The organism is Actinosynnema sp. NPDC002837 (genome assembly GCF_040295345.1).
GTDB lineage: Bacteria > Actinomycetota > Actinomycetes > Mycobacteriales > Pseudonocardiaceae > Actinosynnema.
The window spans coordinates 1-20513 of sequence record NZ_JBEOVG010000044.1; the positions used below are offsets into that span (position 1 = coordinate 1).

General features: G+C 73.8%; 20 protein-coding genes. 9 read left to right on the forward strand and 11 right to left on the reverse strand.

The genetic code is table 11. The annotated features are described in order from the left end of the window. Window positions 1-55: 55 nt before the first annotated feature. The 4 genes from ilvD to ABTZ99_RS26275 all read right to left on the reverse strand — a co-directional run bounded on the left by ilvD (window position 56) and on the right by ABTZ99_RS26275 (window position 4613). Window positions 56-1753 (reverse strand): dihydroxy-acid dehydratase, encoded by a 1698-nt coding sequence (ilvD, locus tag ABTZ99_RS26260; RefSeq protein ID WP_499614843.1) that lies wholly within the window; start codon window positions 1751-1753, stop codon window positions 56-58. Between the two features lie 92 nt (window positions 1754-1845). After that, entirely contained in the window at window positions 1846-2574 is a 729-nt protein-coding gene (locus ABTZ99_RS26265; RefSeq protein WP_499614845.1) for a hypothetical protein, read from the reverse strand. Window positions 2575-2662: 88 nt separating this feature from the next. Further along, window positions 2663-4039, reverse strand: a complete 1377-nt coding sequence (locus ABTZ99_RS26270; RefSeq protein ID WP_498784311.1) for a GntP family permease — start codon at window positions 4037-4039, stop codon at window positions 2663-2665. A gap of 34 nt (window positions 4040-4073) precedes the next feature. Then, complete coding sequence (locus tag ABTZ99_RS26275; RefSeq protein ID WP_499614847.1) at window positions 4074-4613, reverse strand: gluconokinase; 540 nt, start codon at window positions 4611-4613, stop codon at window positions 4074-4076. A gap of 111 nt (window positions 4614-4724) precedes the next feature. Between ABTZ99_RS26275 and ABTZ99_RS26280 the strand changes: the two genes are divergently transcribed. Together ABTZ99_RS26280 and ABTZ99_RS26285 are read left to right on the forward strand one after the other, a co-directional pair. Beyond that, entirely contained in the window at window positions 4725-5462 is a 738-nt protein-coding gene (locus ABTZ99_RS26280; RefSeq protein ID WP_498784307.1) for a FadR/GntR family transcriptional regulator, read from the forward strand. 233 nt (window positions 5463-5695) lie between these two features. After that, window positions 5696-6649, forward strand: coding sequence for a hypothetical protein (locus ABTZ99_RS26285; RefSeq protein ID WP_499614850.1), 954 nt, complete (start codon window positions 5696-5698; stop codon window positions 6647-6649). A gap of 12 nt (window positions 6650-6661) precedes the next feature. On the opposite strand, the gene dacB is transcribed toward ABTZ99_RS26285, so the two are convergent. Continuing rightward, entirely contained in the window at window positions 6662-8212 is a 1551-nt protein-coding gene (gene dacB / locus ABTZ99_RS26290; RefSeq protein ID WP_499614853.1) for a D-alanyl-D-alanine carboxypeptidase/D-alanyl-D-alanine endopeptidase, read from the reverse strand. A gap of 236 nt (window positions 8213-8448) precedes the next feature. Between dacB and ABTZ99_RS26295 the strand changes: the two genes are divergently transcribed. Both ABTZ99_RS26295 and ABTZ99_RS26300 read left to right on the forward strand, forming a co-directional pair. Next, window positions 8449-9255 (forward strand): SAM-dependent methyltransferase, encoded by an 807-nt coding sequence (locus ABTZ99_RS26295; RefSeq protein ID WP_499614855.1) that lies wholly within the window; start codon window positions 8449-8451, stop codon window positions 9253-9255. A 119-nt stretch (window positions 9256-9374) separates the two neighbouring features. Then, complete coding sequence (locus tag ABTZ99_RS26300; protein ID WP_499614858.1) at window positions 9375-9794, forward strand: cold-shock protein; 420 nt, start codon at window positions 9375-9377, stop codon at window positions 9792-9794. A gap of 52 nt (window positions 9795-9846) precedes the next feature. Here ABTZ99_RS26300 and ABTZ99_RS26305 read toward each other — a convergent pair whose 3' ends face one another. Then, window positions 9847-10758 (reverse strand): LysR family transcriptional regulator, encoded by a 912-nt coding sequence (locus tag ABTZ99_RS26305; RefSeq protein WP_498784298.1) that lies wholly within the window; start codon window positions 10756-10758, stop codon window positions 9847-9849. Between the two features lie 74 nt (window positions 10759-10832). Between ABTZ99_RS26305 and ABTZ99_RS26310 the strand changes: the two genes are divergently transcribed. Continuing rightward, window positions 10833-11879, forward strand: a complete 1047-nt coding sequence (locus tag ABTZ99_RS26310) for an alpha/beta fold hydrolase (RefSeq protein ID WP_499614861.1) — start codon at window positions 10833-10835, stop codon at window positions 11877-11879. Window positions 11880-11885: 6 nt separating this feature from the next. Here the strand turns inward: ABTZ99_RS26310 and ABTZ99_RS26315 are convergent, their stop codons facing one another. The 3 genes from ABTZ99_RS26315 to ABTZ99_RS26325 form a co-directional block, all read right to left on the reverse strand. Continuing rightward, the gene (locus tag ABTZ99_RS26315; protein WP_498784293.1) at window positions 11886-12137 is read right to left on the reverse strand and encodes a putative antibiotic biosynthesis monooxygenase; all 252 of its coding nucleotides are present in this window, start codon (window positions 12135-12137) and stop codon (window positions 11886-11888) included. Between the two features lie 116 nt (window positions 12138-12253). Continuing rightward, window positions 12254-13333: a glycosyltransferase family 4 protein gene (locus tag ABTZ99_RS26320; protein ID WP_498784352.1), complete on the reverse strand. Its 1080-nt coding sequence runs from the start codon at window positions 13331-13333 to the stop codon at window positions 12254-12256. A 5-nt stretch (window positions 13334-13338) separates the two neighbouring features. Then, on the reverse strand, window positions 13339-15486 hold the full coding sequence (locus ABTZ99_RS26325; protein ID WP_498784291.1) for an amylo-alpha-1,6-glucosidase: 2148 nt from the start codon (window positions 15484-15486) through the stop codon (window positions 13339-13341). 147 nt (window positions 15487-15633) lie between these two features. Between ABTZ99_RS26325 and ABTZ99_RS26330 the strand changes: the two genes are divergently transcribed. Together ABTZ99_RS26330 and ABTZ99_RS26335 are read left to right on the forward strand one after the other, a co-directional pair. Next, window positions 15634-16680: a glucose 1-dehydrogenase gene (locus ABTZ99_RS26330; protein WP_499614865.1), complete on the forward strand. Its 1047-nt coding sequence runs from the start codon at window positions 15634-15636 to the stop codon at window positions 16678-16680. A 75-nt stretch (window positions 16681-16755) separates the two neighbouring features. Next, complete coding sequence (locus ABTZ99_RS26335; protein ID WP_498784288.1) at window positions 16756-17121, forward strand: DUF1330 domain-containing protein; 366 nt, start codon at window positions 16756-16758, stop codon at window positions 17119-17121. A gap of 4 nt (window positions 17122-17125) precedes the next feature. Here ABTZ99_RS26335 and ABTZ99_RS26340 read toward each other — a convergent pair whose 3' ends face one another. Further along, entirely contained in the window at window positions 17126-17698 is a 573-nt protein-coding gene (locus ABTZ99_RS26340; protein ID WP_498784286.1) for a D-alanyl-D-alanine carboxypeptidase family protein, read from the reverse strand. Then, entirely contained in the window at window positions 17698-18636 is a 939-nt protein-coding gene (gene bla / locus ABTZ99_RS26345) for a class A beta-lactamase (protein WP_498784284.1), read from the reverse strand. The genes ABTZ99_RS26340 and bla overlap by 1 nt, the downstream gene beginning before the upstream one ends. An 83-nt stretch (window positions 18637-18719) precedes the next feature. Here bla and ABTZ99_RS26350 point away from each other — a divergent pair, with 83 nt between their 5' ends. Further along, window positions 18720-19607: a LysR family transcriptional regulator gene (locus ABTZ99_RS26350; RefSeq protein ID WP_499614867.1), complete on the forward strand. Its 888-nt coding sequence runs from the start codon at window positions 18720-18722 to the stop codon at window positions 19605-19607. 2 nt (window positions 19608-19609) lie between these two features. Further along, window positions 19610-20512 (forward strand): serine hydrolase, encoded by a 903-nt coding sequence (locus tag ABTZ99_RS26355; RefSeq protein ID WP_499614869.1) that lies wholly within the window; start codon window positions 19610-19612, stop codon window positions 20510-20512. Window position 20513: the final 1 nt, after the last annotated feature.

The following is a 20513-nucleotide window of genomic DNA, read 5'->3' on the forward strand; positions in this document are numbered from 1 at the left end:
CCCGAACAGCACCGTGAGCACGGCGAGCTGGGCGCACACGAACCTGGTCATCGCGTCAGCCGCAGACCGCGCCGCCGGAGGCGGAGCCGACGAGCTTCGAGTACTTCGCCAGCACGCCCCGCTGGTAGCGGGCGGGCAGCGGCGCCCAGCCGTCGCGGCGGGCGGCCAGCTCGGCGGCGTCCACGTCGACGTCCAGCGTGCCGTTGGCGACGTCGAGCGTGATCCGGTCGCCGTCGCGGACGAACGCGATCGGACCGCCGTCCGCCGCCTCCGGCGCGACGTGGCCGACGCACAGGCCGGTCGTGCCGCCGGAGAACCGGCCGTCGGTGAGCAGCAGGACGTCCTTGCCCAGCCCGGCGCCCTTGATCGCGGCCGTGATAGCGAGCATCTCGCGCATCCCCGGTCCGCCCTTGGGGCCTTCGTAGCGGATGACGACCACGTCGCCGGCGGTGATCGTGCCGTCCTCCAGCGCGTCCATGGCCGCGCGCTCGCGGTCGAACACGCGGGCGGTGCCGGTGAACACGTCGGAGTCGAACCCGGCGGACTTGACCACCGCGCCGTCGGGCGCGAGCGAGCCGCGCAGGATCGTGATGCCGCCGGTGCGGTGGATCGGCTCGCTCATCGCGCGCAGCACCGTGCCGTCGGGGTCCGGCGGCGCGATGTCGGCCAGGTTCTCGGCGACCGTGCGGCCGGTGACGGTCAGGCAGTCGCCGTGCAGCAGGCCCGCGTCCAGCAGCGCCTTCATCACCACGGGCACGCCGCCGATGCGGTCGACGTCGGTCATCACGTGCCGTCCGAACGGCTTGACGTCGGCGAGGTGGGGCACCTTCTCGCCGATCCGGGTGAAGTCGTCCAGGCTCAGCTCCACCTCGGCCTCGTGCGCGATGGCCAGCAGGTGCAGCACGGCGTTGGTCGACCCGCCGAACGCCATCACCACGGCGATCGCGTTCTCGAACGCCTCCCGGGTCATGATCTGCCGCGCGGTGATGCCCTTGCGCAGCATCCCGACCACGGCCTCGCCGGACTTGCGGGCGAACCCGTCGCGCCGCCGGTCCGTGGCGGGCGGCGCGGCGCTGCCCGGCAGGGACATGCCCAGCGCCTCGGCCGCGCTCGCCATGGTGTTCGCGGTGTACATGCCGCCGCACGCGCCCTCGCCGGGGCAGATGGCGCGTTCGATCAGGTCGACGTCCTCACGGCTCATCAGGCCGCGGGCACAGGCGCCGACGGCCTCGAACGCGTCGATGATCGTGACCTCGCGCTCGCTGCCGTCGGTCAGGGTGACCCGGCCGGGCAGGATCGAGCCCGCGTAGAGGAACACGCTGGCCAGGTCGAGCCGCGCGGCGGCCATGAGCATGCCGGGCAGCGACTTGTCGCAGCCGGCGAGCAGCACCGAGCCGTCCAGCCGCTCGGCCTGCATGACCGTCTCCACGCTGTCCGCGATGACCTCGCGCGACACCAGGGAGAAGTGCATGCCCTCGTGGCCCATGGAGATGCCGTCGGACACCGAGATCGTGCCGAACTCCAGCGGGTACCCGCCCGCCGCGTGCACGCCGTCCTTGCTCGCCTTCGCCAGCCGGTCCAACGACAGGTTGCACGGCGTGATCTCGTTCCACGACGAGGCGACACCGATCTGGGGCTTGGCCCAGTCGTCGTCACCCATCCCGACCGCCCGCAGCATCCCGCGCGCGGCGGTCCTCTCCAGGCCGTCGGTGACGTCGCGACTGCGCGGCTTGATGTCCGGGGTCTCGTTCATGGCACGAAACCTAACGCCCCGGCGGGGCCGTCGCACCGGCGACCGGCCGGTACCGGCCCCGACCGGTCGGAGCGGTCGAGGCCGGGGACCCGTCACAGCTCGGTGTAGCTCTTCAACCCCACCAGGGTGGTGAGCTTCATCGAGTTCGCGCCGGCGGGGGAGGGCAGGCCGAACCGCTTGTCCACCAACCGGTCCAGGCCGCCGCAGCCGCGGGCCGCGGGCACGGCGAACGCGGTGTCCTCGATGGTGAACCGGAGCACCGGCGGATCGGCGGAGATCCGGTCGGGGCCGCTGGTCCGGACGGGGCGGAACACGAGCGGGTCCGCGTCGTCGCCGATCGAGCACGTGTCGGGCAGCAGGCCGTTGAGCACGCGCAGCTTCAGGTGCTGCACGCCCATCCGGTCGCCGTCGGAGAGGAAGTCGGCGAACCCGGCGTACTCGATGCGCAGGTCCGTGCGCAGCACCGGGTGGTGCCCGGGCACACCGAGCAGGCCGCCCGGCACGCGGGTCGGCTCGGCCCGCAGCGCGCCGAAGACCTGCGCGAACTCGCCGTCCAGCCGCCCCTCGGCGAACGTCAGCCGCATCGCGCCGGTGCTCTGCTCGGGCAGGGTGCCGAACTTGATGGCGCCGGTGGACACCAGCACCTCGCAGCGCCACTGCGCGGGGTCGGCGCCGGCGGGGATCGCGGGGCAGTCGGCGAAGTCGAACGCGGGCGTCGGCGCGGGCTGCGCGGCGGCCTGCTGCGGGACCGCCGCGGCCAACCCGATCAGCGCGGTGCCCGCCAGTGCCGCGACGGCGGCGCGGCGGAAGGTTCTCGTCATGCCGCCGAGCCTCTCGCCTCGCGCCGCGTCCATGATCCGGCGGATCCCGGAGATCACCCCCGGTTCGCCCCCGAGGCGCGGCCGGGGGTCAACCGAGCAGGAACAGCACCGCGGACAGGCCGAAGCCGACCAGGCTGATCATGGTCTCCATGACCGTCCACGTCGTCAACGTGGTCCGCACGTCCATCCCCATCAGGTTGCCGACCAGCCAGAAGCCCGAGTCGTTGACGTGGCTCGCGATCACCGAGCCCGCCGCCAGGGCGAGCACGATCGCGGCCAGCTCGACCGCGCTGAACCCGCCCGCCTGCACGACGGGCTGCACCAGACCCGCGGCCGTGGTCAGCGCGACCGTCGCCGAGCCCTGCGCGATCCGCAGCGCGGCGGCCATGACGAACCCGGCCGCGAACACCGGCAGCCCGACGTCGGTCAGCCCGACCGACAGCGCGTCCCCGATGCCGCCGGCCCGCAGCACCGCGCCGAACATGCCGCCCGCGCCGGTGATGAGGATGACCGCGCACACCGGCCCGAGGGCCGAGTCGACCAGCTTCTCCACCGACTCCTTGCGCAGCCCGAGGGCGTAGGAGGCGACGAGCACGGTCACCAGCAGCGCCACCGGCGTCGAGCCGAGCGCGCGGGCGACCTGGAACCAGGACGCCTCGCCGTCGACCCACCCGGCGGCGCGCGCCGCGTCCAGCCCGGTGTTGGTGAAGATCATGACGAGCGGGAGCAGCAGGAGCGCGACGACCGTGCCCGGGCGCGGCGGGTTCTCGTGGTCCTCGACCTGCGGTCCGCCGCTGAGGATCGTCGGCACGGGCAGCTCCAGCCGCCTGCCCATCGCCAGCCCGAACAGGTAGCTGGTCAGGTACCAGGTGGGGATCGCGATCAGCAGGCCGAACGCGATCACCAGGCCGACGTCCGCGCCGAGCAGCTCGGTCGCCGCGACCGGACCGGGGTGGGGCGGCACGAACACGTGCATCACGGAGAACGCGCCCGCGGCGGGCAGGCCGTAGCGCAGCACGCCGCCGCCCAGGCGCCGGGCCACCGCGAACACGATCGGCAGCATCACGACCAGGCCGGCGTCGAAGAAGATGGGGAAGCCGAACACCAGCGAGCTGACGCCGAGCGCGAGCGGCGCGCGCTGCTCGCCGAACCGGCGGATCAACGCCTCGGTCAACGACTGGGCGCCGCCCGTGACCTCCACGAGCCTGCCCAGGATCGCGCCGAGGCCGACGAGCAGCGCGACGCTGCCGAGGGTGGTGCCGAACCCGCCGACGAGGGTGGGCACCACCGTGTCGGCCGGGATGCGCGCGGCGAACGCGGTGAGCAGGCTGACCAGCACCAACGCCAGGAACGCGTGCACCCGCAGGTACATGATGAGGAACAGCAGCAGGGCGACCGCGCCCGCGGCGATGCCGAGCAGGGCGCCCGTGCCGAAGGTCTGGACCCAGTCGTCGTTGGTGGTCATCGGCAGCTCCGTCGCTCTCGAGGGTTCCGGCGGGTCAGGGGGTGGCCGGGTGTCCGGCGGCGAGGTCGAGCCGGGTCACGGCTTCCTCGACGATCAGCTCGGGCGCCGAGGTCACGTCGACCTCGGCGCCGTCCTCGTCGGACCGCAGCGGTTCGAGGGTGTCGAACTGCGACCGGAGCAGGGACGGCGGCATGAAGTGGCCGGAGCGGTGCCGCATCCGCTCGCCGATCACGTCGGCGGCGCCGTGCAGGTGCAGGAAGCGGACCCGGGCGCCCGCCTCCCGCAGCACGTCGCGGTAGGCGCGTTTGAGCGCCGAGCACGTGACGACCGCGCTCTCGCCGGCGGCGGCGCGGGCGGTGATCCAGTCGCGGATCGCGGCCAGCCAGGGCGCGCGGTCGTCGTCGGTGAGCGGGGTGCCCGCCGACATCTTCCCGATGTTGGCGGCCGGGTGGAACTCGTCGGCCTCGGCCATCGGCCAGTCGAGCCGGTCGGCCAGCACCCGGGCGACGGTGCTCTTGCCGGATCCGGACACGCCCATCACGACCACGCAGGTCGGCTCGGCACTCGTGGTCATGGGGTGCACCTCTCGGCTGCGACGACGAGACGATTAAAAGTAGTACCTTTGGCGGCGAAAGGTATCACCTTTGATCGGGCTGAGGAAGGCCCGCCGGGCTACGCTGCTGCCGTGCCGGTACCACGTCGTGAGGGCGTCCCGGGCGGCGACGCCCTGCACACCTCCGTGCTCGACACCCTCGGGCTGGAGATCACCAGCGGCGACCTCGCCGAGGGGCGGGTGCTGACGCTCGACGGCATCCAGGAGCGGTTCGGGGTGTCCCGGACCGTCGCCCGCGAAACCATGCGGGTGCTGGAGTCGATGGGCCTGGTGACGTCGCGGCGGCGGGTCGGCATCACCGTGCAGCCCCCGTCGTCCTGGCAGGTCTACGACCCGAGGTTGATCTGGTGGCGGCTGGCCGGGCCGCACCGCGACGCCCAGTTGCGCGCGCTCACCGAACTGCGGATCGCGGTCGAGCCGGTGGCCGCGGCGCGGGCGGCGTGGAACGCGTCGGCGCGGGAGCGCGACCGCCTGCTCGACCTCGCCACGCGGATGCGCCGGCTGGGCGAGGCGGGGCGGCTGGAGGAGTTCCTCGAGCTGGACGTCGCCTTCCACGCGCTGCTGCTGGAGTCGGGCGGCAACGAGATGTTCGCCGCGCTCCAAGGGGTGGTCGCGGTCGTGCTGCGCGGGCGGACGAGCCTGGGGCTGATGCCGGAGAAGCCCGTGCCCGGCGCGTTGGACCTGCACGAGGAGGTGGCGCGGGCGGTCGCGTCCCGGCGCCCGGAGGCCGCCGAACTGGCCATGCGCGCGTTGGTGGCCGAGGTGCGCGACGCCGTGGTGCCCGTGAACGGCCCGCGCGCGGTTCGCTGACCGCGGCGACCGGGGCTCCCGCGACTCGGGAAGATCGTCCGGGATCGACGGTCGTGGCCGCGGAGCCGCCGCCCTCCGTCGAATGCGGTCCACAGTGGACCTGGCTCGGCGTGGTCGTTCGGGGACTGCGCGTCACCGCTGTCGGCCGTGAGGCGACGTGCTTCGTCACCGGTACCGGGAACGCGCGGCCCCCGTTCGTCGTCGAAGGCGCGAACCACGAACGGGGAGGCGCCGTGAACTACCCACAGCAACCGCCGAGCGGGCAGGACCCCTACGGGCAGCCGGGCCAGTACGGCGGCTACCAGTACGGCGGGTTCGCGCCCCAGCCTCCGCCCGCGCCGAAGAAGCGGACCGGGGCGATCGTGGCCGCCGTCGTGGTGGTCGTGCTGGTGCTGGGCGGCGTGGCGTTCACCGGGTTCGTGCAGCCCGGGTTCTTCGTGGGCGCGGCGGACCCGACGACGACCACGACCACGCCGCCGACCACCGCGTCGTCCACGATGGCGAAGGGCGGCGACGCGGAGAAGCTGCTGGAGGCGCTGGTGGCCGGGCTGGACTCCCAGGACGCCGCCGCCCTCAAGAAGCTCAAGTGCGCGAAGGCCAAGTCCGGCGTGGACAACGCCATCAAGGACGTGTCCGCGCTCAAGAAGGCCGAGCTCGTCGGCAGCGACGAGGTCACCGACGACAAGGTGGAGGGGACCGTCGAGGTCACCACGTCCTCGCGGACGTCGCAGGTCGAGGTGACGGTCGTCCGCGAGGACGGCGACTGGTGCTGGCAGGACATCGCGCGGGCCAACGGGCCGTCGGCCAGCGGGCGCCCGACGGCGACCGCCCCACCGACCACCGACGGCGAGCCCACGGCCGGCGGCAAGCCGGTGCCGCCGGAGGCGCTCGCCGCCATGCGGTCCTTCCTGGACAGCGTGAACGCCGGTGACGCGGCGACCGCCGCCGGCCTGCTGTGCCCGGACGCCAACAACGACGCGGCGGACGTGGAGAAGCTGGTCGGCTACGACCCGGACCTGGCCATCGACCCGGACATGGACGGCGGGACGACGGGGGAGGACTCCTTCCAGGTCTACCTCAAGGGCACGGCCAAGGGGCAGAAGTTGGGTGGCTACTCCACGAACCTCTGGGTGACCAGCTACGACGGCCCGTGGTGCGTGCACGGGTTCCGCGCGGTCGTCATCTGATCACCGCCCGGCTCAGCAGGACTTGGTCCAACTGCACTCCAGCCGTTCGTCGGCGACCGGCTCGGGCGCGCCCCTGACCGCGGGCGGGGTCGCGCCGTCCCGGTGGCCGGCCAACCGGACCGCGACGGCGTCCTCGAGCGGTTTCGCCGACGTGAGGGTGTCGTTGCTGATCATGGCGAACACGAGCGGGGTGCCGTCGGCGGTCGTCACGTAGCCGGACAGGGCGCTGACGCCGGTCAGGGTGCCGGTCTTGGCCCGCACGTTGCCCTCGGCCGGGGTGCCGCGCATCCGGTTGCGCAGGGTGCCGCCGACCATCCGGTCGCTCTTACCCGCCACGGGCAGCGAGTCGTACCAGGGCTGGAACCACGGCTCGCGCCGGGCGGCGAGCAGCAGCGCGGCCACCTGGTCGGGCGAGACCTGGTCCATCCTGGACAGTCCGGAACCGTCCCGCAGCGACAGCGCGGCCGGGTCCACGCCCAGCTCGCCGAGCCTCGCCGTCATCGCGCGCAGCCCCGCGGCCCAGCTGCCCTCGCCGAACACGGCCCGGCCGGCGGTCTTGACCAGGATCTCGGCGTGCATGTTGTTGCTCAGCTTCATGAACGGGACCATCAGCTGCGACAACGGCATCGACCGGTGCTCGCCGAGCACCCGTGCGTCGGCCGGGGTCGTGCCCGTGCCCGTGCCGCCGAGCACGTGCACGCCGTGCCGGGCCAGGGCGTCGCGGAACAGGGACGTGACCAGCCCGGTCGGTTCCCAGACCGTGCTCCACTCGCTCTCGACGGCCCCGCCGGCGGGGATGCTGCCGCGCACCGCGATCACGTTGGCGCCGTGCTGCCGTTCGACGGACACGCTCGACGCCGAGCCGGGCGCGCCGGTGACGGCGGTGTTGGCGATCGTGACGTAGTCCGTCGGCGGGTCGGTGGTGACCGTGGCCGGTTGGCCCGCCGCGCCGGGCGCGACCCGGACGATGACGGTCCCGGCGTCGTAGTCGGTGTCCGGGGAGACGGTCAGCGCCGAGATCTGGGCGTTGTAGTAGTACGGCTCGTCGTCCCAGGCCCAGCCGGTGCCCAGGCGCACGGAGTCGAACCAGGTGTCGTCGGCGACGAGCTTGCCGCGGACCAGCCGGACGCCGCTGCGGGCGACCTCGGCGGCCAGCGCGTCGTAGTCGGCGGCGAGCATGGTCGGGTCGCCCGTGCCGCGCAGGTGCAGGTCGCCCGCCAGCACCCCGGCGCGCTCGCGGCCGGTCGCGGCCACGGTGGTGCTGAACCGGTGGTCCGGGCCGAGGATGTCGAGCGCCGCGGCGGAGCTGAACAGCTTGCCGTTGGACGCGGGCTGGCCGCGCTCGTCGCCTTCCCGGGCGAACACCACGGCGCCGGTCTCGGCGTGGCGGACGACGAGCCCGACGTCCGCGCCGTCGAGGGCCGCGCTGGTGATGATCGCGTCGAGGTCCCGGCTGAGCGCGTCGTCGGCCCGCGCGGACGCGGGCGTCGCCAGGTCGGCGGCCGGCGCCGCGGCGAACGCGACGGCGGCCAGGACGAGCGCGAACGACCGTGATCTGGGCATGGGAGCTCCTCCAGGGACGCCGGTGCGACTTCTGGTCAAGGATTGTCCACGTATCGGGATGCCTTGTGAAGTTCTGACACGCGAAGGGTGGTGGCGGACGACGACCTTCGGGCACGGTCCAACCCCTGCGCGGGAGCGCACCGATTGCGAACCCCGATAGGGGCTCTCGTGGCGGTTCGCCCGTTGTAGCGTGCACCCGAGCAATCACGGTCCGTGGCGAACCGAGGAGCGGCAGCGTGGAAAGACCTTCGTGGGTGGGCCCCGACATCGACCTCTCGCGACCGAGCCCGGCGCGCGTCTACGACGTGCACCTGGGCGGCGCGCACAACTTCCAGGTGGACCGGGAGGCGGCGCAGCGCATCGTCGAGGTCATGCCGGGGTTGCCGCGGATCCTGCGGGCCAACCGCGCGTTCCTGCGCCGCGCGGTGCGCTACCTGGTCGGCCGGGGCGTCACCCAGTTCCTCGACCTCGGGTCGGGCATCCCCACGGCCGGCAACGTGCACGAGGTCGCGTGGAGCGCCGACCCGGACTGCCGGATCGTCTACGTGGACGTCGACCCGGTCGCGGTCGCGCACAGCCGGGCGATCCTCAGCGAGCACGCCAACGCCACGGCGGTGCAGGGCGACCTGCGCCGGCCGCGCGAGGTGCTGACCCACCCGGACGTGGTGCGGACGCTGGACTTCACCCGGCCGGTCGGCGTGCTGATGTTCGCGGTGCTGCACTTCGTGCCGGACTCCGACAAGCCCGCCGAGATCGTCCGGGAGTACCTCGACGCCACCGTGCCGGGCAGCTACCTCGCCCTCTCGCACGCCAGCCTGGAGGGCGAGGCCGACCGGGCCGAGGAGGCGACCGAGCAGTTCCGCAACCGGGTGACGGACTTCTCGATGCGCACCAGGGCCGAGATCACCGACCTGCTCGCGGGCGTGGAGCTGGTCGACCCCGGTGTGGTGTACCTGACCGAGTGGCGCCCGGAACCCGGCGACGAGGACCCGGACCCGAAGCAGATGTCGACGTTCGCGGCCGTCGGTCGCAAGGCGGGCTGAGCGCGCTCCGAGGACGGAGGAGTCCGGACGTCGTGCCCACGAGTCGCGCGCCGGCGTCCGGGATAGGATCGTGGTGATGTCGCCACAGGTGTGGCGCGTGCTGCTGGTAAGGGGTTGCGGTGGTGGTGAAGGGCAAGGTCGTCCGGTTCGACGAGGTGCGCGGGTACGGGTTCGTGTCGCCCGAGGAGGGCGGCGAGGACGTGTTCATCCACGTCAACGACATCGACTTCGACAAGAGGCTGATGGCGCCCGGCGCGCTGGTCGAGTTCCTGGTGGAGATGGGCGACCGGGGGCCGAAGGCCTCCCGGGTGAGCCTGGTGCGGGAAGCGTCCGTGCGGGCCGGGACGCCGTCGTACCACTCGGGTGACGACGTCAACGGCAACGACATGTTCTGCGAGGTCGTGTCGACCAAGCGCTACTTGCAGGAGGTCACCGAGACGCTGCTGGCCTCGGCGCCCGGCATGACGGCCGAGCAGATCCTGAACGTGCGCAAGAACCTGGTCGGCATGGCGCGCAAGTACAACTGGCTCGAGGACTGAGCGCCGGTCACCCGATCGCCGGGACCTCCCGGAGGGCCGCGCCTCGCACCGGTCACCCGGCCGGCGTCGTGCCGCGCGCCCTGGTGAGGTCCCGGGCCAGGGCGGTGAAGTTGGCGGCCGCCGGGGAGTGGTTCGGCACGGGCAGCGCGATCGCCAGGTCGACCAGCCGCACGGTGGGGCTCAGCGGCAGGAACGCGACCTCCGGCCGCGGCTGGGCGGCGGACGAGCCGGGCACGATGGACACCCCGCAGCCCGCCGCGACCAGGCCGACGATGGTCGGCATCTGCACGGCCTCCTGCGCGACCTCGGGGGTGAACCCGCCGCGTCGGCACAGCGCGGTGATCTCGTCGTGCAGCCCGGGTCCCAGGTGGCGCGGGAACAGCACGAACGGCTCGCCGGCCAGCGACCGGACGTGCACCCGCCGCCGGCCGGCCAGGCGGTGGTCGTTCGGCACCACGGCGACCAGCGGCTCGCGCGACACCGGCACCAGCTCCAGGTCGTCGGACGGGCCCGGCAGCGGCGGGCGGAGCAGGCCCACGTCCAGCGCCGCCGCGCGCAGCCGCTCGACCTGCGGCACGGTCGGCAGCACGGAGAAGGACAGGGCGACGGCGGGGTAGCGCGCCCGGAACTCGCGGATGATCATCGGCAGCGGGTGCAGCACCGACGAGCCGACCATCCCGATCGACAGCGAGCCCTCCTCGCCCCGCCCCGCCGCACGCGCCCGACGCGCCGCGGCGTCCACCATGGACAGCGCGGCGCGCGCGTCCGCGACGAACGCCTCACCGGCCCGGGTGACGTGGACGTTCCTGGTGTCGCGGTGGAACAGCGCCACCCCGAGCTCGGTCTCCAGCGCCTTCACGGTCTGGCTCAACGGCGGCTGCGCCAGGCCGAGCGCGGCGGCGGCCCGGCCGAAGTGCAGGTGGTCGGCGACCGCGACGGCGGCCCGCAGGTGCCTGAGATCCATATCCACCCCGTATCAATCGCACCGATTCTGTGCACGATCAGATCAGGTGACCGGTCCGGCGGCATCCTGGCCGCATGCTGAAGACGATCCTCACGCTCGCGATGGCCGCGACGATCACGCAGGCGCCGCCGTCCGACCAGGTGGTGCGCAAGGACTGGAAGGTGCGTGGCGAAGCCGGGCACCTGGGTGTCCGCGAGGTGCGGACGGCCCGGTCGGCACGCGGCCGGCCGGTGCTGCTGCTGCACGGCGCCCGCGTGCCGGGCGTCGCGTCGTTCGACCTGCCCGTGCCCGGCGGGTCGCTGGCAGCCGACCTGGCGCGCGAAGGCCACCGGGTGTTCATCGTGGACGCGCGCGGCTACGGCGCCTCCGACCGCCCTGAAGCGCTCGACGCGCCACCGTCGGCCAACCCGCCCGCCGTGACCGGCGAGCAGGTGGTGAGCGACATCGCGTCGGTCGTCGACCGGCTGCGCGCGACGACCGGCCACGACCGCGTCGACCTCGTCGGCTGGGCGACCGGCGGGCACTGGGCCGCCTGGTACGCGAGCGAGCACCCGGACCGGGTCGCGCACCTCGTGATCTACAACAGCCTGTACGGCGCGATCGACGGGCACCCGGTGCTCGGCCGCGGCTCGGACTACGAGGACCCGGCGCGGCCCGGCCACTTCGACGACGCGCGCCACGGCGCGTACCGGCTCTCGACCGGGCCGGGCCTGCTCCGCGGTTGGGACGCCGCCATCCCGGTGGACGACAAGTCCGCGTGGCGCGACCCCCGCGTCGCGGCGGCCTACGTCGAGCACGCGGTGGCGAGCGACCCGACGTCGGCCGACCGCGAGCCGCCGAGCTTCCGCGCCCCGACCGGCGCGCTGAAGGACAGCTTCCACCTCGCGACCGGCCGACGCCTCTGGCACGCGGGCACGATCACCGCCCGGACGCTCGTCCTGCGCGGCGAGCACGACTTCTGGTCACGCGAGGGCGACGTGACCACGCTGGTCGCCGACCTCGACCGGGCGGCGGACGTGCGGGCGGCGCGCCTGGACGGCGCGACGCACTTCGCCCACCTGGACCGGGCCGGGCACGGCCGGGACCGGTTGCTCGACGAGGTGGTGCGGTGGCTGCGCTAGCGCCGGTCACGACCGCCGGGAGAGCAGGCGGACGCGGAGCCGTTGCAGCGGCGGCATGAGCCCGTAGATGACGATCGGCACCGCGATCGTCGCCAGCACGAGGGTCCGCAGCACGGTCGGCGCGCCGTCGAGGAGGTCGCCGAACAGCAGCTGCAGCACGGTGAGCGTCGGGAAGACGGCCACCCAGATCATCAGGGCCAAGTGGTGCCGCGGCGGTGGCCCCACGCGGGTCACCGCCGCCGTGTCGTTCTCGGTCATGGCGCCAGCTTCGGCCCGACCCGCCGGAAACGACAACTCCTGTTGCCGTTTCCGGGAATCGCTCAGGTGGAGCGCCGGCCGGGCGACCCTGGCGTCGAGCCAGGAGGTCGACCGGGTCAGCGGGCGGCGGCGGTGCGGGTCGTGGTCACCGCCTCCAGCACGTGCGGGGACTCGGCGGCGGCGGAGCGGTAGACGTCCTCGTAGCGGGCGGCCATCAGCTCGACGTCGAACCGGCGGACCGCCTCGGCCCGGCACCGCTCGGCCGACAACCGGTCGACCCGGCGCAGCGCCGCGACCAGCGACGCGTGGTCGTCGCACACGAAGCCGGTCTCACCGTGCGCGACGACCTCCGGGACGGAGCCGCGGCGGGTGGCGACCACGGGCGTGCCGCACGCCATCGCCTCCACCATCACCAGCCCGAACGGCTCGTCCCAGCTGATCGGGAACACCAGGCAGCGCGCGGCGGTCAGCAGGTGCAGCTTCTCCTCGCGGTCCACCTCGCCGAGCCACTCGACGCCCGGGCCGAGCAACGGCGCGATCTCGCGCCGGAAGTACTCCCGCTCCACCGGCTCGCGGCACTTGGCCGCGATGCGCAGCGGGACACCGGCCGCGGTGGCGGCGGCGATCGCCTCGGGGATCCCCTTGAACGGCGCGGTCCGCCCGAGGAACAGCGCGTAGTCCTCCTTGTCCCGGCGGAACGGGAACGTGCCGACGTCGACGGCGTTGTGCACGGTGCCCGCCCAGTCCAGGTCCGGCGCGAGCCGGCGTTGCGCGTTGGAGACGGCCACGAGGTTCACGCTGCCGTTCAGGCCCCGGTAGTAGCGTCCCGTCTCCCCGGTCACGGGCAGGTGGGCGGTGACCACGGTCGGCAGCGAACGGCCGCGGGCCAGCAGCGGTCCGGCGAGGCTGTGGTCGTGCACGACGTCCACGTCCAGGTCGGCCAGGATGGCGGGCAGCGCGGCGGCGTGCACCACCTCCGGCACGCCCTGCCCCATCCGGTCCGGCTGCGCGCGGTCCCACGTGGCCCGGAACTCGGCGGCCGTGCCGTTGCGGCCGACGCCGACCAGGACGACGTGGTTGCCGCGCGCGACCAACCGGTCCGCCAGGTCGGCGCAGATCGACTCGATGCCGCCGTAGGCCGAGGGCGGCAGCTCGAACCAGGGCGGGGCGATCATCGCGACGCGCAGCGGTGTCACCGTGCTCACCCCCTGTCGTCCAGGCCCGGGTGCACCCCTACCGGCGCACGGACCAGTTCGACGTCCTCGGGCAGGCCGCGCACCCGGACGTCGTCGCCGTCGACCTCCAGGTCGACGCGCGCGCCCAGCATCGGTATGCCGTCGAGGGCCAAGGGCTGGAACGACTCCGGCAGCACGGGCGCGAGCCACACCTTGCGGCGCGGCGAGTACGGCTCCACCCGCAGCAGCACGCGCAGCAGGTGCACGGGCGTGGCCGACGCCCACGCCTGCGGCGAGCACGACGTCGGGTACGGGATCGGGTCCGGGTACTCGGCGCGGTCGAAGCCGCACAGCAGCTCGGGCAGCCTGCCGCCGAACGCCTCGGCGGCCTCCAGGACGGCCATCGTCACCCGCTGCGCGGCCTCCACGAAGCCGTACCGCATGAGCCCGTGCACGATGAGGGCGTTGTCGTGCGGCCACACCGACCCGTTGTGGTAGCTCATCGGGTTGTACGCGCCCATGCCGGACGCGAGGGTCCGCACGCCCCACCCGGTGAACATCTCCGGCGACAGCAGGTGCTCGACGACCCGCTCGGCCTTGTCCCCGTCCACGATGCCGCTCCACAGGCAGTGCCCGATGTTCGAGGTCAGCGCGTCCACCGGCTGCTTGTCCCCGTCCAGGGCGACCGCGTAGTAACCGCGGTCGCGCAGCCAGAAGCGGTCGTTGAACTCCGCCTTCAGCCGCGCCGCGCGCTCGCGCCAGCGCCGGGCGCCGGCCAGGTCCTCGAAGTCCTCGCAGATGCACGCACGCGCCAGGTAGGCGTGGTAGACGTAACCCTGGACCTCGCACAGCGCGATCGGCGGCTTCGCGATGCTCCCGTCGGCGAAGTTCACCCCGTCCCACGAGTCCTTCCACCCCTGGTTGACCAGTCCGCCGGCGGTCGCGCGCTGGTACTCCACGAAACCGTCGCCGTCGCGGTCCCCGTAGTGCTCGATCCACTCCAGCGCGCGGTCGACGTGCGGGATCATGGCCTCGACCTGGTCGCGGTCGATGCCCCAGCGGGACAGCTCGCCCAGCAGCATCACGAACAGCGGCGTGGCGTCCGCCGTGCCGTAGTAGACGTTGCTGCCGCCCAGCGCCAGTGAGGCGTCCGCGCCGAACCTCATCTCGTGCAGGATGCGGCCCGGTTCCTCCTCGCTGTTCGGCTCGACGCGCGTGCCCTGGTGGTGGGCGAGGGTCCGGACCGTGCCGAGGGCGAGGTTGGGGTCGATGGGCAGCGACATCAGCGACGCGAGGATCGAGTCGCGGCCGAACAGCGTCATGAACCACGGCGCGCCGGCGGCGACCGCGATGTCCGAGGGCCGGTCCGGGTCGAAGATCCGCAGCGCGCCCAGGTCCTGCCTGCTGCGCAGCAGCGTCGCGCCCAGCGCCGGCCTGCCCGTGTACCGCAGGACGGGCACGTCCTCGCGCCACCGGCGGGCGCGCAGCACCGGGACGGACTCGTCGATCGGGCGTTCCGGCGGGAACATCGTCTCGGTCGTCCGACCGTCCACGACGGGCTGCACGGTCACGCACGTCGACCACTCGCCCTTGGGCGGGATGACGGCGCGGAAGGTCAGGGTGGACGGCGAGTAGTCGGCGCCCTCCGCCCGCACCCGCACGCCGCGGCTCTGGCCGTCCAGGCGCCGGGTCAGGCGCAGCTCGTCCGGCTCGACCTCGCACTGGTGCCGCCCCCGTGCGCGGACCCGGCTCTCCTTGACCTCGAACAGGTCGGCGAAGTCGGCCTCCACGTGCACCGAGACGACGTGCGCGACGGACTCCCGGCCGAAGTTGCGCAGCGTGATGTCCTCGCGCATGCCCGCGCCGACGTACCGCTCGCGGCGCACGAGCAGGGTGCTCTCGGCCTCGTGCCCGCGGGACCGGCCGCGGCCGACGAACGTCATCCGGAACGGGTCGCGGGTGAGCGTGGTGATGTGCTCGACGGTCGCGCCGTCCACCCGCAACGCCCACCCGGACACGATCCGGGTGTCCTGGAAGAACACGCCCTGGGCGGCGGCGCCGTCCACGTTCCCGTCGCTGCCGCAGACGCAGAACGAGGTGCCGTGCACGAGCGTCACGGTGTCGGGTGACAGCGTGACGGGCTCACCGTCGTAGGCCCAACCACCCTCGGTCATCGTCGGCCTCCTCCGCCGGGTGTTTCCTCCCGCCGACCGGGTGCACCACGGGTGCCACCCCTCGACGAGGGCAAACAACACCCATCCCACCGGGGGACGTCGGCGGCCGGGCCCGCATGCGGGTCGCGCGCGGGGGTAGCCCAGACCATGCGCGCGCTCACGCTCGACCCGAAGAAGGCGGATTCGCTGCAGGTCACCGAGGTGCCGGAACCCGAGCCGCGGCCCGGTGACCTGCTGGTCGAGGGACTGGTCGTCGGTGTCTGCGGCACGGACAAGGAGATCGCCCGCGCCGAGTACGGCTGGGCGCCGCCGGGACGCGACCGGTTGGTGCTCGGCCACGAATCGCTCGGCCGGGTGGCGATGGCGCCTCCGGAGAGTGGTTTCGCGGCCGGTGACCTGGTGGTGGGAGTGGTCCGGCGACCCGATCCGGCGCCCTGCGGCGCGTGCGCGCACGGCGAGTTCGACAACTGCCGCAACGGCGGCTACACCGAGCGCGGCATCAAGGAGTTGGACGGGTACGCGGCCGAGCGGTGGTGCGTCGAGTCGGACTACGCGGTGGCGCTGGACCCGGGGCTGGCGCACGCCGGCGTGCTCATGGAGCCGGCGTCGGTGGTCGCGAAGGCGTGGGAGCAGGTCGCCCGGGTGGGTGAGCGGGCGTGGTACGAGCCGGAACGCGCGCTGGTGACGGGCGCGGGGCCGATCGGGCTGCTGGCCGCGATGATCGGCGTGCAGCAGGGGTTGGACGTGCACGTGCTCGACCGGGTCGAGGACGGCCCGAAGCCGCGGCTGGTGCGGCGGCTCGGCGCGACCTACCACGACGGCGACGTGGACGAGGTCGCCTCCCGGCTGCGGCCCGACGTGGTGATCGAGGCGACCGGCGTGGGCAGCGTGGTGATCTCCGTCGTGCGCAACACCGCACCGTACGGCGTGGTGTGCCTGACCGGCATCTCCTCGGGCGGCCACACGGTGGACGTGGACGTCGCGGGCGCGAACCGGGTGATGGTGCTGGAGAACGACGTCGTGGTCGGCTCGGTCAACGCCAACCTGCGCCACTACCGCCAGGCGGCCGACGCGCTGGCGAAGGCCGACCGGGACTGGCTGGACGGCCTGATCAGCCGCCGCGTGCCGCTGGAGAGGTTCGCCGACGCGTTCGACTCCCGGCCGGACGACGTCAAGGTGGTCATCGCCCTCTGAGGTCATCACCTCTGGACCGGTGCGGCAGGTGGACTCACCGATGCGGACGTGATCGCGTGCGTCCATGCTGTCGGCATGGCTGTGGACCCGCGTGGCGCCGACCTGAAGCGACTGCTGGCCGAGGACCCCGGCGGTCCGGTCGTCATGCTGAACCTGCTGCGGTTCGCCGAGGGCGGTGTGGCGTCGTACGAGGAGTACGCGCGGCACCTGCGCAAGACGTTCCTGCCCCGCTACGGCGCGGAGGTCCTCTACGCGGGCGCGGGCTCCACCGCGCTGGTGGCCGAGGACGGGCAGAGCTGGGACGCCGTGGTGATCGTCCGCTACCCCGACCGCGCGGCGTTCGGCCGCATGGTCGCCGACCCGGAGTACCAGCAGGTCACGCACCTGCGCACGCGGGCGCTGACCGAGGCGGTGCTCCAGGCCACGATCCCGTGGGCCTGAGCGTTCAGGAGCCGCTCGCGCTGGGCAGCATGGGCGGGCAGCCGGCGGTCGCGTACGCGGGGTCGTGCTCGAAGTGCCACTCCTCGTTGAGGTAGCGGCGGCACCAGCCGAACGCGGACCCGTTGCGCTCGACCCAGGCGGCCGACTCGAGCGGCTGCACGTCCACCGCGATCCCCTTGACGTGCATGGACTTCTCCGGCGGCAGGACGTACCGCGCGGCGAGCTCCGCGGTGCCGAACCGCCGCACGGCGTCCTCGAACTCCCGCCGCTGCTGGCCGGTGCTCCGCTTGCCGTCGTTCAGGCACAGCCCGACGCCCTGCGCGCCGGCGGCGGCCCGCAACCGGCGCCACGCCTCCAGCACGTCCGGGCGCAGGCCGTCGGGCCGTTCGTCGACGTACCGCGCGTCCAGCGGGCAGACCTGCCCGGTCTCCGGGCCCGGCACCTCCTCCACGATCGCCACCGGGCGGCCGGTGACCGGGTGGTGGACCAGGACGACCCGGCCGGTCGCGCCGAGCGCGCCCACCGAGGCGACGGCCGCCAGCAGCGCCAGCAGCAGACCGATCACGACGCGTCGCATCAGGTCAGCGAGTCCACGGCGTAGGCGGCGGCCTTCGCGACCAGCGCCTGGTCGTACCCGGCGTCCGCGGTCGCCTTGCTGGACATGATCGAGACCACGAGCGGCGCGGCGTCCGGCGGCCACACCACGGCGATGTCGTTGACCGTGCCGTAATCGCCGGTGCCGGTCTTGTCGGCCACCGCCCACCCCTGCGGCACGCCGGCGCGGACGCGGTGCGCGCCGGCCTTGGTGGCGTTGCGCTCGAGCAGGTCGCGGAGGAACGCGCGCTGGTCGGGCCCGAGGGCGTCGCCGAGCACGATCCGCTGGTAGTCGGCGCCGATGGCGCGGGGCGAGGTCGTGTCGCGGGGGTCTCCCGGCACGGCGGTCGTGAGGTGCGGCTCGAACCGGTCCGATCGCGTGACGGTGTCGCCGAGGGTGCGCAGGTAGGCGGTCAGCCCGGCCGGGCCGCCCAGCTCGCGCAGCAGCAGGTTGCCCGCCGTGCCGTCGCTGTGGCGGACCGCCGCGTCGCAGACCTGGCGGAGGGTCAGGCCGGTGGCCACGTGCTGCCGGGTGATGGTGGAACTCGCCATCAGGTCGTCCTCGGTGTACATGACGACAGTGTCCAGGTGGGACGGCGGGTTGCGGTGCAGGACCGCGGCCGCCGCCAGCCCTTTGAACGTCGAGCAGAACGCGAACCGCTCGTCCGCCCGGTACGCCAGGGTCGCCCCGGTGCCCGTGGCCACGGCGTACACGCCCAGTCGTGCGTCGAACTCCCGTTCCAGCCCGATCAGGTGATCGTGCGGCACGGCGGAAGGAGTGGGGGAGGCGGCGGACGTGCCGACCGGCGCGGAGGAGGGCGCGGACGGCGGCGCCGGTTCCCGCGCGCAGCCGGCCAGCGGGAGCAGCGCCGCCGCGCCCAGGAACGCACGGCGGCTGACGGTTCGGTACGGCGGTGTCACGCCGTCGAGCTTCACAGGCGGTCGTGGATGCTGTCCAAGACACCGAGGCGGGCATCGATGCCGATCTGGCATAGTCGCGGCTCGTGGACGTGGTCGAGGCGTGCAAGGCGTTCGTGGCCGTGAGCGGGCACGGCAGCTTCACCGTCGGCGCCGCGGCGGCGCGGATACCGCAGTCCGTGGCCAGCCGGCGCGTGGCGGCGCTCGAGAGGCACTTCGGCGCCCGGCTGTTCACCCGGACCTCGCGGAGCGTGGCGCTGACGCCGTTCGGTCGGGAGATGCTGCCCTCCGCGCGGCGGTTGGTCGACCTCGCCGAGGCGATGGAGCACGACGCCGAGCGCGCCAAGCTGCGCCCCTTCCGGCTGGCCGTGCCCGAGGTGTGCGCGCCGCGCCCGCTGGCCCGGCTCGTCGCCGACGCCCGCCGCCACGACCTGGACCTGGACCCGCGCCCGGCCGGTCCGGCCGAACGCGCGGACCTGGCCCGCACGCTGGACGTCCGGGCCGCGCTGGTCGCCGTGCCGCCCGACGAGGGCGCCTGGCGGGTGCCGCTCGGCCTCGCCGGTCACGCCGACCCCGGCCCCGTTCCGGCGGTCTACGTGGAGACCCTGCGCGCCGGCCGAGCCGAGCGCAACGCCCGCCGGCGGCGGATCCGGCTCCAGCCGGAGGACGACGTGCCGCACGTCCGCGACCGCCTCACGCGCCTGCGCGACGCCGTCGGCCTGCAACCCGCCCAGGTGGTCGTGGCGGCCTCGCTGGTCGCGGCCACCGCCGACGTGCTCGGCTCCACCGACCTCCTGCTCTGCTCACCGGGCCAGGCCCACGAGCTCGGGCTGCACTGGCGGCCGGTCGGCGAGCTGGACCTCGCCCGCGGCTACGACGTCGCGGCCGGGCTGCGCGAGGACGCCCGCCGGATCCGCGACCTGCCGCCCGCCGCGATCGGTCACTGCCTCGGCGTCCCGGCCGCAGGAGCGTGACGATGGGGACGACCAAGGTCCTGCGTGAGGCGCGGGAAGCGCTGGAGGACGCCGGCCTGCGCGGCTCGTTCCTCGTGCGCGACCTCGACACCGGCGACGAGCTGGGCCTCGACGCCGAGGTGGAGTACCCGGTCGCGTCGCTGGTCAAGGTGCCGCTCGCGATCGCCACGCTGGAACGCGTCGACCGGGGCGAGCTCGACGCCGCCACCCCGGTCGTGGTGCCACCGGACCGGGTCGCCGCGCCCGGCCCGATCGGGCTGCCCAAGTTCCGCCACCCCGCCACGATCGCGCTGGACGACCTGCTCTACCTGAGCATCGCGATCAGCGACAGCACCGCCGCCGACGCCCTCTTCGCGCTGACCCCGCCCCACGCGGTCGCCGCCGAGCTGCGCCGGCTCGGCCACGACGGCATCGCCGTGCGCCACCTCATGCGCGACCTCGTCGACACGCCCGCCGAGCGGTTCACCCCGGCGGAGGGCCACCTCGCCCACTCGCTGGCCATCGCGGCCGCGACCGAGGGGCGCGGGCACCCGGTGACGCAGCTGGACATCAGCCGCGCGAACGCCGGTTCCGCCCGCGCGTTCGTCGACCTCCTGCACGGCGTGTGGCGGCCGACGACGATCCGGCCCGCCGTCGCCGGACGGGTCCGGGAACTGATGGGGGACAACGCGTTGCGCCACCGGCTCGCACCCGACTTCAGCTCCGACGCGTCACGGTGGTCGTCCAAGACCGGCACGCTGCTCAACCTGCGGCACGAGGTCGGCGTGGTCGAGCACGCCGACGGCCGGGCGTTCGCCGTCGCAGCGCTCACCGAGTCGCGCGTGCCCGCCGTGGTGCAGCCCGGGGCGGAGGCGTTGATGGCGCACGTCGCCCGCACGCTGCGCGACGAGCTGCGGGCGTCGTGAG